Origin of the sequence: Mycobacterium neumannii, assembly GCF_002245615.1 — a bacterium.
Lineage (GTDB): Bacteria > Actinomycetota > Actinomycetes > Mycobacteriales > Mycobacteriaceae > Mycobacterium > Mycobacterium neumannii_A.
The window spans coordinates 41,901-54,109 of the sequence record NZ_NKCO01000011.1 but is presented as its reverse complement, the minus strand read 5'-3'; the positions used below and the strand labels follow the sequence as shown (position 1 = coordinate 54,109).

The window sequence follows — 12,209 nt, the reverse complement described above, 5'->3', positions numbered from 1 at the left end:
TCCGGTGCGCACGTCGACCGGAGTCAAAACGACGGCGACTCCGAGGCGTTCTGTGCCCGTTCGGCTTTAATCCGTTGGGCACGTTCGACCGATCGGGTGTTCTTGCGCATCGGCATCTTCAACCCGCGGTTGTCGGGTGGCGGGCCGGCACCATGCGGTGGGCTGGTGGCCCGCGGCGGCAGCTCGGCTGCCCTGGTGTCCCATCCGGGGAACAGACTTCGAGACCCTGGATACGACGTATATGTACGGCCTGTCGGTGACGTCCAGACCGCGGCGCCGTCTGCTCGCATTAGATACGACCAGTCACCGACCCAGAAGGTTTTCAGTAGGTGGTGAAGACGGCAGAGGCAAGCCAGATTCGACTGATGCGTTGCCCCGTTCGGATGGGACGTGACGTGGTCTATATCGCAGAACTCCGCTCGCCGATGGCATCCCGGAAAGCGGCAGCGCAGATCCCGGGCGCGGATGCGACGGGCCAGCTTGGCCGACGGCCGATATCCGTGCTCGGGCTGTTCGTCCGGTGCGCCCAGCGGCCGCAGCGTGGCACCGTTGCGCAGCAGCGCGGCCAGCATCGGCGTGGTCAGCACCTCGGGGCCCCCGACTCCGGATATCACTGCGGTGCCCGCGTCCCGTCGGCAGGCCGCGGTGCGGCGGACGGACTCCTGTGTCGCGTGGGTGGCATCGACGGCGGTCTGGTCGGCGTAAACATTCACCACCACCGACGATGACGGGGCGGGCTGGGCCGCCCGCGCCGGGCAGGCCGGGGAGCCGCATTCGCACGGTAGGTGGTCGTTGCCGTTCGCAAGCGCCCCGACTGCGTCGCTGCGACGCTCGCCGGACGAACGCGGATCATCAGGGCACACGGTGGCCACCATCGCGGCGACCTTGCGGTCGAGGACCGCGGCATCGGCGGGCTGCAACTTGCCCCACACCGATGTGGCGCCGTGCTCGTCTTCGTAGGACCCGACTTTGAAATCGCGGCCACGGGTGCGGGCCTGGCTGGCGATCACCGCGTCGGGGTCGTACTGCAGCACCAACGCGTCCACGCCGATGCGCAGATCCTCTTCCGACAGCGGTCCCCACTCATCCGCCCGTTCGGCCAGCGCCGCGTCGACCAGCGCCCAAACCGCGTCGTTGGCGATCAACCGGGTACGCCAGGTGAGTATCCCGATCACCCGCGCTGAGAGCCGACCCGCGCCGAACAGCGCGCCGACCTTGGGCAGGTGATCGCGCAGGGTTTCGGCGATGCGCATCTGGCCGCAGGCCCTGCCGTGGCTGATGTTCATGGCCGCGGTGACCTCGGCAGCGGCCGAAGCCCACGGATCACACGCCCACAACGCGCGCGGATGATCCTCGTCGCCGACACCGCGGCGCGACATCAGCTCCCCAATCGCCGCCGTGCGCAATGCGCTCGCGGACGCTTCGGCGCGGGTGGCCTCTTCGATGGTGGCCACCAACCCCGCTTCATCCACATCTTCGAACACATATTCGATTATGCCACGCCAGGGCGACACGAATGGACACCGAAATGAGTCGGGATAACTCAGCGCTTCTGCGTGACGTACCAGTCCAGCAGGTCCGGGTCGTCGACGGCGCTGCGCTCGACCACCTTCGCGGCGTCGGCGCCCTGGAACATCTTCTTGATCGGCACCTCGAGCTTCTTGCCCGTGCGGGTGTGCGGAACACCTGGCGCAGCGATGATCTCGTCGGGTACATGCCGCGGTGAGACCTCTTCGCGGACGGTGTTCTTGATGCGGTCGCGCACCTCGTCGGTCAGTTCGGCGCCCTCGGTGAGGACCACGAACAGCGGCATCCAGTACCCGCCGTCGGGTTCGTCGACGCCGATGATCAAGGCTTCGGCCACCTCGGGCAGCCGTTCGACCGCCTGGTAGATGTCGGCGCTGCCCATCCGTATGCCGTGCCGGTTCAAGGTCGAGTCCGACCGGCCGTGCACGATGACGCTGCCGTGATCGGTGATCGTGATCCAGTCGCCGTGCCGCCACACTCCGGGAAACATCTCGAAATACGCTGCGCGGTAACGCGACCCGTCGGGATCGTTCCAGAACCCGACCGGCATCGACGGCATCGGCTTGGTCACCACGAGCTCGCCGACCTCGTTGCGCACCGGCTGTCCGGACTCGTCCCACGAGTCCAGAGCGCATCCGAGATACGGCGCCGACAGCTCGCCCGGCCACACCGGAACCGTGCGGACCCCGCCGATGAAAGCGGACACCACGTCGGTGCCGCCACTGATCGAGGACACCTGCACGTGCTCACCGACGTTGTCGCGCAACCACAGTGACGACGACGGGGGCAATGACGAGCCGGTGATGCCGACCGTGCGCAGCACCGACAGGTCATGCTCCTTGCGCGGCACCGCGCCTGCCTTCGCGCAGCCCAACACATAGCCCGGGCTCGTCCCCAGCACCGTCGCCTTGACGCGCGCCGCGATCTCCCAGAGCACATCCGGACGCGGTGCATTGGGACTGCCGTCGTAGCAGACGATCGTCGACCCGACCAGCAGGCCCGCCACCTGGAAGTTCCACATCATCCAGCTGGGACTGGTGTACCAGAAGAAGATGTCGTCCGGCCCGATATCGGACTGCAGGCTCACGGCTTTGAGGTGTTCGACCAGCACACCGCCGTGGCCGTGAATGATGCCCTTGGGCAGCCCGGTGGTGCCCGAGGAGAACAGGATCCACAGCGGGTGGGCGAAGTCGACCGGCGTCGTGGTCAACTCCTTGCTACTGCTGCCCGCCATGTCGGGTGCCATCACCGTCGCACGCAGCGTAGGTAATCCCTTCTGCAGCGCGGTGATTTCGGCGGCCTTATCGTGGAACTTCCCGCCGTAGGTATAGCCGTCGGTGGTCACCAGCACGGTGGGTTCGAGCTGACCGAGACGGTCGAGTGCGGCCTTGGCCGAATAGTCCTGGCCGCACGCACTCCAGATCGCGCCGATGCTGGCGGTCGCCAGGAACGCGATCACGGCCTCGGGAATGTTGGGCAGATATCCGACGACCCGGTCGCCGGCGCGCACACCGAGGTCGCGCAGCGTCTGGGCGAATGCCGCCGCGCGTCCCAACAACTCGGCCCATGACACCTCGACGGGATCCCCACCCTCGCGCAGGTACAGGATGGCGGGCCGGTCCGACCGGGCGTTGCGAATCACCTGATCCACATAATTGAGCTGCACGCCCGAAAACCACTGCGCTCCAGGCATTTCAGCAGAGGTGAGCACCAGCTCCGGGCGTTCACCGAGGTCGAAGTAGTCCCACAACGCGGCCCAGAACTCATCGGGCTCGTCGGTCGACCACTGCCACAGCGACTCGTAGTCGGGGTGATTTCGGCCGGTGCGGCGCTGCACGAACTGTGCGAAGTCGGTGACGCGCGCTCCGGCCACATCGTCCTCGGTGGGTGTCCATTGCGGAGTGGCGGTCATCGGGCGCTCCATCCGCCGTCCATCGTGTACGACGCTCCGGTCACCATCACTGCGGCCGGCGAGGCCAGCCAGGTGACCAGGGAGGCAACCTCCTCGGGTTCGACAAGTCGCTTGATCGCGCTCTCCTTCAACAAAATGTCGGCGACCACCTTATCCTCGTCGATCGCGTGGGTGCGGGCCTGATCGGCGATCTGCTTGGTCACGAGCGGGGTCCGCACATAGCCCGGGTCGACACAGTTGCTCGTGACGCCGTGCGGCCCGCCCTCCAGAGCGGTCACCTTCGACAGCCCCTCCAAACCGTGCTTGGCGGTGACGTAGCCGCTCTTGAACTCCGAGGCGCGTAGACCGTGCACCGAGGAGATGTTGATGACGCGCCCGAACTCCTGCTCGTACATGTGTGGCAACGCCGCGCGGATCAGTAGGAACGGCGCTTCCAGCATCAACGCCAGAATGAAGCGGAAGCGCTCGGGCGGAAACTCGTGGATCGGGCTGACGTGCTGCACCCCGGCGTTGTTGACCAAAATATCGATCTGCAGCCGAAGGTCCTCGAGCGCCGCCACCTCGGAAAGGTCCACCGCCCATGGCTTTCCACCGATCTCGTCGGCAACCTCCTTGGCACCGGCCTCGTCGAGATCCGCGACGGTGACCGAAGCGCCTCGCTCGGCCAGCGCACGCGCGCAAGCCGCACCGATCCCGCTTGCGCCACCGGTGACCAGCGCGGTGCGCCCGTCGAGATCGCTCATATGACACCGGCCTTGGCGAGTTGCTCGCGATCGGCGGCGTCGACCGTCTCCAGATCGAGGCCCTTGGTCTCCCGGTTGAACAACGCGGCCACCAGGGTGATCACCGAGGCGCCTGCGAGATAGAGAGCAATGGGCACCGCCGAGTCGAACTTGTCGAGCAGCCAGGTGGCGATGGCAGGCGCGAGCGATCCGGCGACGATCGATGTCACCTGATAGCCAAGGGAGACACCGGAATACCGCATACGGGTCGGGAACATCTCGGCCATGATCGCCGGCTGCGGTGAGTACATCAGCGCGTGGATGACGAGTCCGAGGATGATGGCGGCCATGATCAACCCATAGGAACCGGTGTTCATCATCGGGAACGCGAAGAAGCCCCACGTGCCTCCGAGGATCGCCCCGACGATATACACCGGCCGCCTACCGAACCGATCAGACAAGCGCCCCACTTGGGGGATCACCACGAAGTGCACGGCGTGCGCGACCAGCAACCACCAGAGGATGTCGCTGGTGTCGGCGCCGACGTGCGTCTTGAGGTACACGATCGAGAAGGTGACCACCAGGTAGTACATGATGTTCTCGGCGAACCGCAGGCCCATCGCGGTGAAAACTCCACGGGGATAACGCTTCAGCACCTCGACCACGCCGTACGAGACGGCCTTGGCGCGCTCGACCTCCTCTTGTGCGGCCACGAAGATCGGGGCGTCGGTGACCTTGGTCCGGATGTAGTACCCGATCAGCACCACCACGGCCGACAGCCAGAACGCGACCCGCCATCCCCAGGACAGGAACGCCGTCTCCGGCAGCGCGGCGGTCAGCACCAGTAGGACGACAGTGGCGAGCATATTGCCCACCGGCACCGCCGCCTGCGGCCAGCTGGCCCAGAAGCCGCGCTTGTCGTTGGGGCTGTGCTCGGCGACGAGCAGGACCGCTCCGCCCCATTCACCTCCGACCGCGAACCCCTGCATGAACCGCAGGACCACCAGCAGGATCGGCGCCCACACGCCGATTTGCGCGTAGGTCGGCAGGCAGCCCATGAGGAAGGTGACGGCACCGACGAGCAGGATCGCGAACTGCAGCAGCTTCTTGCGTCCGTACTTGTCGCCGAAGTGCCCGAAGACGATGCCGCCCAGCGGCCGTGCCACGAATCCGACTGCGTAGGTCAACAGTGCGGCGATCAGGCCGCTGGCCTCACTGGTGCCTTCTGCGAAGAACACCTTGTTGAACACCAGGGTGGCGGCGGTGGCGTAGAGGAAGAATTCGTACCACTCGACGACGGTGCCTGCCATCGAGGCGACCACGACGCGTTTGAGCCCGGGGGGGACCGGCGCGGCGCCGCTGTCGGCGTTGGTGACACCCATCGCACACTCCTTCGGGTTGTGATGGCAGACAAGTCGCCTGTGAGTATTCACGCAGATACGCCCTCGGGCAATGGCGAAAGGCGCAGGGAGTATCTGCAAAAATGCACATATGACGCAGCCGTCGGCTCGGCGACGACCGAGCGCCGATGACCTCCTGGTGCTGCTGGCCGTCGGCCGATCAGGGCGGTACAACGCGGCCGCCGAGGAACTCGGCCTCAACCACACCACGATCTCCAGGCGCATCGCCGCGCTCGAGGAGTCGGTGGGCGGACGGGTGCTGGCCCGCGGCGCGGGCGGATGGGAACTCACCGAACTCGGACGCGACGCCCTGGCCGCCGCGGAGGCCATCGAGTCGGCCGTGCGATCACTTGCCGTCGATCCCGCCGGCGAGCGCGCGCTCGAGGGTGTCGTCCGGATCTCGGCCACCGACGGCTTCTCCGCCTACATCGCGGCACCCGCCGCCGCGCGCGTTCAGCGGCAGCATCCGAATGTGGCGGTCGAGATCGTCGCCGCCACCCGCCGTGCGACCCAGCAGAGGTCCGGGCTGGACGTCGAGGTGGTCGTCGGCGAACCCCGTGTCCATCGGGCCAGGGCGATCAGGCTCGGCGACTACTGCCTCGGCCTCTACGGGTCCCGCGACTACCTGGCCGAGCACGGTACGCCGAGGACCGTAGCCGATCTGAACCGCTATCCGCTGGTGTACTTCATCGACTCGATGTTGCAGGTCGACGACCTCGATGCGGCGACGAGCTTCGCGCCCGCGATGCGCGAATCCGTGACGTCCACGAACGTTTTCGTCCACGTCGAGGCGACCCGCGCGGCCGCGGGCCTCGGGCTGCTGCCCTGCTTCATGGCCGACCGCCACGCCGATCTCGTACGCGTCCTGCGCACCGAGGTTTCGGTGCGGCTGACGTACTGGCTCGTCACCCGAGGAGAAACACTGCGGCGGCCGGAGGTGGCGGCCGTCGTCGACGCTATTCGCGATCGGATGGACGACCAGCACGACGTGTTACTGGGCAAGGGCTAACGTCGTCGGTATGCCGTTCATCGACCACCCGAAGGGTCGGGCCTACTACCGCCACTGGGCGTCGCCGCAGCCCCGCGCGGCGGTGATCTTCCTGCACGGCTTCGGCGAGCACACCGGTCTCTACCACCGTTACGGCTTCGCACTCAACGCCGCGGGCTTCGACCTCTGGGCGGTGGACCAGTTCGGCCACGGGCTGAGCCCGGGCACCCGCGGTGACTTCGGATCGACCGAGGACAGCTCCTCACTGGCCGACGACCTGATCTCGCTCGCCGAAAGCGCCACTCCCGGAATACCGTTGATCGCACAAGGACATTCGTTCGGCTCGATCGTCACGCTGTTCCGGTTGCTCGACCAGCCCGACCGTTACGCCGGCGGTATCGTCTCCGGCGCTCCGCTGGTACCGACGGCGGCGATGCTCGACAATGACACCTCACTGGCCCTCGAGCCGAGTTGGCTGTCCGAGGACACGTTTTACCTCGACCTGCTGGCGAACGATCCACTGACGTTCGTCGACGCCGACGGTGTGGCGCTGGTGCGGGAGCTCGACCGGGCCTGGGACCGGTTCGGCGCGGTGCTGCCGAAGCTGACGGTGCCGACACTGGCCGTGCACGGTTCAAACGACCCCCTCGCCCAGGTCGGGGCGGTACGTGCCTACGCCGAGCAGATCGACGCGCTGCGCCTCGCCGAGTTCGAGGGGGCTCGTCACGACATTCTGAACGAGACCATGCACCAAGAGGTCGCGGCCGCGATCGTCGACTTCATCGACGGGTTGTTGTAGCGCGCCTACAACCAGGTGTCGTCGGTGGTCGCGGTGAGGAAGGCCTCGAGATCGTCACGCCATTGGGCGGGCGTGTTCTTCTCCGGCTCGATACCGGTGTACTGCCCGCGGTAGAAAAGCAGCGGCCGCGGCTTGCGGTGCGGGACGTCCGACAGCGAATGCACGGCGCCGAATACGACGTAGTGGTCGCCTCCGTCGTGCACCGAATGCACCGAGCAGTCGATGTGAGCGAGCGTGCCTTCGATGACCGGCGAGCCGAGTTTGGACTGATACCACTCGATTTCGGCGAACTTGTCGGGTTCCTTCGAGCCGAACCGCGCCGAAACGTCCTTTTGATTCTCGTGCAGCACGTTCACGCAGAAATTACCGCTGGCCTCGATTGCCTGCCACGACCGCGACATCTTCGTCGGGCAGAACAGGACCAGCGGTGGATCCAGGCTCAGCGCGGCGAACGACTGGCACGCGAACCCGACCGGCACGCCGTCGTGGATCGTCGTGATCACCGTGATGCCCGTACAGAACTGTCCGAGCACGCTGCGGAATGTGCGCGGATCGATCGGTTCGGCCGCCATTATCGAGTGGTCTTCACCGTCACTTGAAGCCGACGCTGAAGTCGTGGCCCCATAGGCTGACCGCGGTACTTTCCCGCGCGACCCAGTCTTCATTCTCGACTTGCAAACCCTCACAACCGAACTCGACGTCAAAGCCGCCCGGCGTCTTCATGTAGAACGACAGCATCTTGTCGTTGACGTGGCGACCCAGCGTCGCCGACATCGGCACCTTGCGCCGCAACGCGCGGTCCAGACAGAGCCCGACATCGTCGGCGCTTTCGACCTCCACCATCAGGTGAACGATGCCGCTCGGCGTCTCACCCGGCATGAACGCCAGGCTGTGGTGGCGCGGGTTGACCCCGAGGAAGCGCAGCCACGCGGGCGCGCCGTCGGCGGGCCGTCCGACGAGCTGGGGTGGTAGCCGCATCGAGTCACGCAGGTAGAACCCCAGCACGTCCCGGTAGAAGTGCAGCGTCTCGGCGTCGTCACGGGTGGTCAGCACCACGTGGCCCAGGCCCTGCTGCTCGGTGACGAACTTGTGGCCGTACGGGCTGACGACGCGACGGTGCTCGAGCGCGACACCGTGGTAGACCTCGAGCGTGTTACCGGACGGGTCGTCGAAGCGGATCATCTCGTCGACGCGGCGTTCGGCCAGCTCGGCAGCCGAGGCCTCCTTGTACGGTACGCCTTCGATGTCGAGCCGGTTCCGGATGTCCTGCAGCTCAGTGGCGTTGGCGGTTTCCCAGCCGGACTGCAGCAACCGGTCGTGTTCTCCTGGCACGATCACCAGCCGGGCCGGGAACTCGTCCATCCGCAGATAGAGCGCACCATCGGTCTGGCCGGAGCCCTCTACCATGCCGAGTACCTTCAGGCCGTACTCGCGCCACGCCGCGACGTCGGTGGCCTCGATCCGAAGGTAGCCAAGCGATTTGATGGTCATCGCGCAACCTCCTTGGGTTTGACCGTCAGAAAGTCGATGGTGAGCTTGTTGAATTCGTCGAACTTCTCCAGCTGAGCCCAGTGTCCGCACTGCCCGAAGACATGCAGTTGAACCCGCGGAATCTGTTTGAGCGCCACCAGCGCGCCGTCGAGCGGGTTGACGCGATCTTCGCGACCCCAGATCAACAGCACCGGTTGACGCAGCTTGTACACCTCGCGCCACATCATGCCGAGCTCGAAGTCCGCACCCGCGAACGACATTCCCATCGCCTTGGCCGCGGCCAGCGACTCGGGCCGGCTGGCGATCTCGAACCGTTCGTCGATCAGTTCGGGAGTGATCAGCTTCTGGTCGTGAACCATGATGCGCAGGAACTTCTCCATGTTCTCGCGCGTGGGCTCGGCGGTGAACTTGCCCAGCAGCTTGACGCCCTCGGTGGGATCGGGCGCAAAGAGGTTGACCGACAGCCCGCCGGGGCCCATCAGCACCAGCCGGCCCGCCCGCTTGGGGTTGTCGAGCGCGAACCGCACCGCGGTCCCGCCACCGAGCGAGTTACCAACCAGCGCAGCACGTTCGATGCCCAGGTGGTCGAACAGCCCGAGCACCGCGTTCGCGCTGTAGCGGTTGTACTGCTCATGTTCGGTGTGCTTGTCCGAGTGACCGTAACCGGGCTGGTCAATAGCGATGACGTGAAAGTGCCTGGCCAGCACCGCGATGTTCTTGGAGAAGTTCGACCAACTCGACGCTCCCGGCCCGCCGCCGTGCAGCAACACCACCGTCTCGGAGTGGCCGACACCGGCCTCGTGGTAGTGCAGCCGCATGTCTCGTTCACCGGCGCGGACCTGCGCGTACCGAGACGTCGATTCGAAGGTGACCTCGACCTGCTGCTCGGTCTCCTGGATGTATGAGGTCATCTGGCCTTCCGTTAAACCATCGTGTCTTGCGGCGGCAGCCCGAACTCGTTGTTGCCAAAGATCAGGTAGGCGCGTTCGGGATCGTTGGCGGCATGCACGCGCCCGGCATGGGCGTCGCGCCAGAACCGTTGCACCGGTGCGTCGTTGCTGAGCGCGGTGGCGCCGGAGGCCTCGAATAGTCGGTCGATCGAGGCGATCGCGCGGCCGGTCGCGCGGACCTGGTCGCGGCGGGCGCGGGCGCGCAACTCGAACGGGATCTCCTCGCCCGCTTTCAGCAGGGCGTACTCGTCGCCGACATTGCCGATCAGCTGGCGCCAGGCCGCGTCGATATCACTGGCGGCCTCCGCGATGCGGATCTTCGCGAACGGGTCGTCCTTGGCCTTCTCCCCCGCGAACGCCGCGCGCACACGCTTGCCCTGATGTTCGACGTGCGCGTCGTACGCGCCGTACGCCATACCGACGATCGGAGCGGAGATGGTGGTGGGATGCACTGTGCCCCAAGGCATTTTGTAGACCGGGGCGGTGTTGGTCTGGAGCCCGCCCGCGGTGCGGTCGTTCATCGCCTTGTAGGACAGGAAGCGGTGCCGCGGCACGAACACGTCCTTGACCTTGAGGGTGTTGCTTCCGGTTCCCTTGAGGCCGACCACATGCCACACGTCGTCGATCTCGTATTCGGAGCGCGGGATCAAGAAGCTGCCGAAGTCGACCGGCTTGCCGTCCTTGATCACCGGGCCGCCGACGAACGTCCACGTGGCGTGGTCACAACCGGACGACCAGTTCCACGAGCCGTTGACGATGTAGCCGCCGTCGACGACGGTGCCCGCACCCATCGGGGCATACGACGAGGAGATCCGCACGGCCGGGTCCTCGCCCCATACCTCCTCCTGCGCCTTCTGGTCGAACAGCGCGAGATGCCAGTTGTGGACGCCGATGATCGAACTGACCCAACCGGTCGAACCGCAGGCGCTGGCCAGGCGGCGCACCGCCTCGTAGAAGAGCGTCGGATCGCACTGCATCCCGCCCCACTGCTCGGGCTGAAGCAGCTTGAAGAAGCCGACCTCGTTCAGTTCGTTGACGGTGTCGTCGGGGAGGCGGCGCAGGTCTTCGGTCGCCTGTGCGCGTTTGGCGATCAGCGGCCGGAGGTCGTCGATCCCGGCTAGGACCGACTGCACGTCACGCTGTTCAATGGACGTCACTGATGTGCCTCCCGATAGGACGGACTGCGATGAGCACGCACGCGAAGCGCGAACCGCTTAGCCGTCAGATTAGAACACGTTACGATTCATGTCGAGTAGGGCATACCTGTAGGACCTGGACCTGCACACATGCATTTCTGTAACCTGTTCTAGTTATTGCCCTGGATCGCAGGGTCGGCGGACGTGAGAGGTGGACGCAAAAGTGACCGACGAGCCACTCGGCAGCCACGTGCTCGAGTTGGAACTTGCCGATGTCGTCACCGAGACCGACGATGCGCGCTCGCTGGTGTTCAGCGTGCCCTCCGGTGCCGACATCCCCGCCGAACGGTTGCGGTACGCGCCGGGCCAGTTCCTGACCCTGCGCGTGCCCAGCGACCGGACGGGTTCGGTGGCGCGGTGCTATTCGTTGTGCAGTTCCCCGTTCACCGACGACCGGCTGACCGTCACCGTCAAGCGCACCGCCGACGGGTACGCATCGAATTGGTTGTGCGACCACGCGCACGCCGGCATGAAGATCCACGTCCTCGCGCCTTCGGGCACGTTCGTGCCCAAGACGCTGGACACCGACTTCCTGCTGCTGGCCGCGGGTTCCGGGATCACGCCGATGATGTCGATCTGCAAGTCAGCGCTGGCCGAGGGCAGCGGCAAGGTCGTGCTCGTCTATGCCAACCGCGACGAGAAGTCGGTGATCTTCGGCTCGGCGCTGCGTGAGCTGAGTGAGAAGTACCCCGAACGGTTGGTCGTCGTGCACTGGCTGGAAACGGTGCAGGGTCTGCCGAGCGCGGCGGCGCTGGCCGCTTTGACCGCTCCCTACACGAGCCACGACGCCTACATCTGCGGTCCCGGGCCGTTCATGGCCGCGGCCGAGGAGGCGGTCAAGGGCGCAGGACTGCCCGCCGAACGGGTGCACATCGAGGTGTTCAAGTCGCTGGACTCCGACCCGTTCGCGGCGGTGGTCATCGAGGAGGACGACAGCGACGAGGGGCCGGCCACGGCGATCGTCACGCTCGACGGCGAAACGCACGAGGTGCGCTGGCCCCGCAACGCCAAACTGCTCGACGTGCTGCTGGACAAGGGACTCGACGCGCCGTTCTCCTGCCGCGAGGGCCATTGCGGCGCGTGCGCCGTGCTGAAGAAGAGCGGCGAGGTCGAGATGGACGTCAACGACGTCCTCGAGCAGTCCGACCTCGATGAGGGTCTGATCCTGGGCTGCCAGGCCCTACCCCGCTCGGATTCGATCGAAGTCACCTATGACGAATAGCG

11 protein-coding genes are annotated in these 12,209 nt (G+C 66.1%); 3 read left to right on the top strand and 8 right to left on the bottom strand.

What is annotated here, in order from left to right; genetic code table 11:
- Nucleotides 1-23 precede the first annotated feature (23 nt).
- The 4 genes from CEX88_RS14640 to CEX88_RS14625 are packed head-to-tail and all read right to left on the bottom strand — an operon-like array spanning nt 24 to nt 5,543.
- Nucleotides 24-1,484, bottom strand: a complete 1,461-nt coding sequence (locus tag CEX88_RS14640) for an HNH endonuclease signature motif containing protein (protein WP_238382075.1) — start codon at nt 1,482-1,484, stop codon at nt 24-26.
- A gap of 59 nt (nt 1,485-1,543) precedes the next feature.
- Nucleotides 1,544-3,439, bottom strand: coding sequence for an acetoacetate--CoA ligase (locus CEX88_RS14635; protein ID WP_094294094.1), 1,896 nt, complete (start codon nt 3,437-3,439; stop codon nt 1,544-1,546).
- On the bottom strand, nt 3,436-4,182 hold the full coding sequence (locus CEX88_RS14630) for a 3-hydroxybutyrate dehydrogenase (protein WP_094294013.1): 747 nt from the start codon (nt 4,180-4,182) through the stop codon (nt 3,436-3,438). Before CEX88_RS14630 ends, CEX88_RS14635 begins: the two co-directional genes overlap by 4 nt.
- Nucleotides 4,179-5,543, bottom strand: coding sequence for an MFS transporter (locus tag CEX88_RS14625; protein ID WP_094294012.1), 1,365 nt, complete (start codon nt 5,541-5,543; stop codon nt 4,179-4,181). Before CEX88_RS14625 ends, CEX88_RS14630 begins: the two co-directional genes overlap by 4 nt.
- Nucleotides 5,544-5,613: 70 nt before the next feature.
- Between CEX88_RS14625 and CEX88_RS14620 the strand changes: the two genes are divergently transcribed.
- Together CEX88_RS14620 and CEX88_RS14615 are read left to right on the top strand one after the other, a co-directional pair.
- Nucleotides 5,614-6,570, top strand: coding sequence for a LysR family transcriptional regulator (locus CEX88_RS14620; RefSeq protein ID WP_094294011.1), 957 nt, complete (start codon nt 5,614-5,616; stop codon nt 6,568-6,570).
- 10 nt (nt 6,571-6,580) lie between these two features.
- The gene (locus tag CEX88_RS14615) at nt 6,581-7,348 is read left to right on the top strand and encodes an alpha/beta fold hydrolase (RefSeq protein WP_094294010.1); all 768 of its coding nucleotides are present in this window, start codon (nt 6,581-6,583) and stop codon (nt 7,346-7,348) included.
- A gap of 5 nt (nt 7,349-7,353) precedes the next feature.
- Here CEX88_RS14615 and hsaB read toward each other — a convergent pair whose 3' ends face one another.
- From hsaB to hsaA, 4 genes are read right to left on the bottom strand one after another with little or no spacing between them, the layout of a single operon-like run.
- The gene (gene hsaB, locus CEX88_RS14610; protein ID WP_064399250.1) at nt 7,354-7,920 is read right to left on the bottom strand and encodes a 3-hydroxy-9,10-secoandrosta-1,3,5(10)-triene-9,17-dione monooxygenase reductase subunit; all 567 of its coding nucleotides are present in this window, start codon (nt 7,918-7,920) and stop codon (nt 7,354-7,356) included.
- Nucleotides 7,921-7,939: 19 nt separating this feature from the next.
- Nucleotides 7,940-8,839, bottom strand: coding sequence for an iron-dependent extradiol dioxygenase HsaC (gene hsaC / locus CEX88_RS14605; RefSeq protein ID WP_094294009.1), 900 nt, complete (start codon nt 8,837-8,839; stop codon nt 7,940-7,942).
- Complete coding sequence (gene hsaD, locus CEX88_RS14600) at nt 8,836-9,750, bottom strand: 4,5:9,10-diseco-3-hydroxy-5,9,17-trioxoandrosta-1(10),2-diene-4-oate hydrolase (RefSeq protein WP_068199145.1); 915 nt, start codon at nt 9,748-9,750, stop codon at nt 8,836-8,838. The genes hsaC and hsaD overlap by 4 nt, the downstream gene beginning before the upstream one ends.
- A gap of 11 nt (nt 9,751-9,761) precedes the next feature.
- Nucleotides 9,762-10,946 carry a 3-hydroxy-9,10-secoandrosta-1,3,5(10)-triene-9,17-dione monooxygenase oxygenase subunit gene (hsaA, locus tag CEX88_RS14595; protein WP_064419296.1) on the bottom strand — a complete coding sequence of 395 codons (1,185 nt, stop codon included), beginning with the start codon at nt 10,944-10,946 and terminating at the stop codon, nt 9,762-9,764.
- Between the two features lie 202 nt (nt 10,947-11,148).
- Here hsaA and CEX88_RS14590 point away from each other — a divergent pair, with 202 nt between their 5' ends.
- Nucleotides 11,149-12,207, top strand: a complete 1,059-nt coding sequence (locus CEX88_RS14590; RefSeq protein ID WP_094294008.1) for a ferredoxin--NADP reductase — start codon at nt 11,149-11,151, stop codon at nt 12,205-12,207.
- The last annotated feature ends 2 nt before the right edge of the window (nt 12,208-12,209 follow it).

What these genes read in the sequence shown, in the direction of transcription:
- hsaC (WP_094294009.1), bottom strand. Translation starts at nt 8,839, where the DNA reads ATGACCATCAAATCGCTTGGCTACCTTCGGATCGAGGCCACCGACGTC.
- CEX88_RS14635 (WP_094294094.1), bottom strand. Translation starts at nt 3,439, where the DNA reads ATGACCGCCACTCCGCAATGGACACCCACCGAGGACGATGTGGCCGGA.
- CEX88_RS14620 (WP_094294011.1), top strand. Translation starts at nt 5,614, where the DNA reads ATGGCGAAAGGCGCAGGGAGTATCTGCAAAAATGCACATATGACGCAG.
- CEX88_RS14630 (WP_094294013.1), bottom strand. Translation starts at nt 4,182, where the DNA reads ATGAGCGATCTCGACGGGCGCACCGCGCTGGTCACCGGTGGCGCAAGC.
- CEX88_RS14615 (WP_094294010.1), top strand. Translation starts at nt 6,581, where the DNA reads ATGCCGTTCATCGACCACCCGAAGGGTCGGGCCTACTACCGCCACTGG.
- CEX88_RS14625 (WP_094294012.1), bottom strand. Translation starts at nt 5,543, where the DNA reads ATGGGTGTCACCAACGCCGACAGCGGCGCCGCGCCGGTCCCCCCCGGG.
- hsaD (WP_068199145.1), bottom strand. Translation starts at nt 9,750, where the DNA reads ATGACCTCATACATCCAGGAGACCGAGCAGCAGGTCGAGGTCACCTTC.
- hsaB (WP_064399250.1), bottom strand. Translation starts at nt 7,920, where the DNA reads ATGGCGGCCGAACCGATCGATCCGCGCACATTCCGCAGCGTGCTCGGA.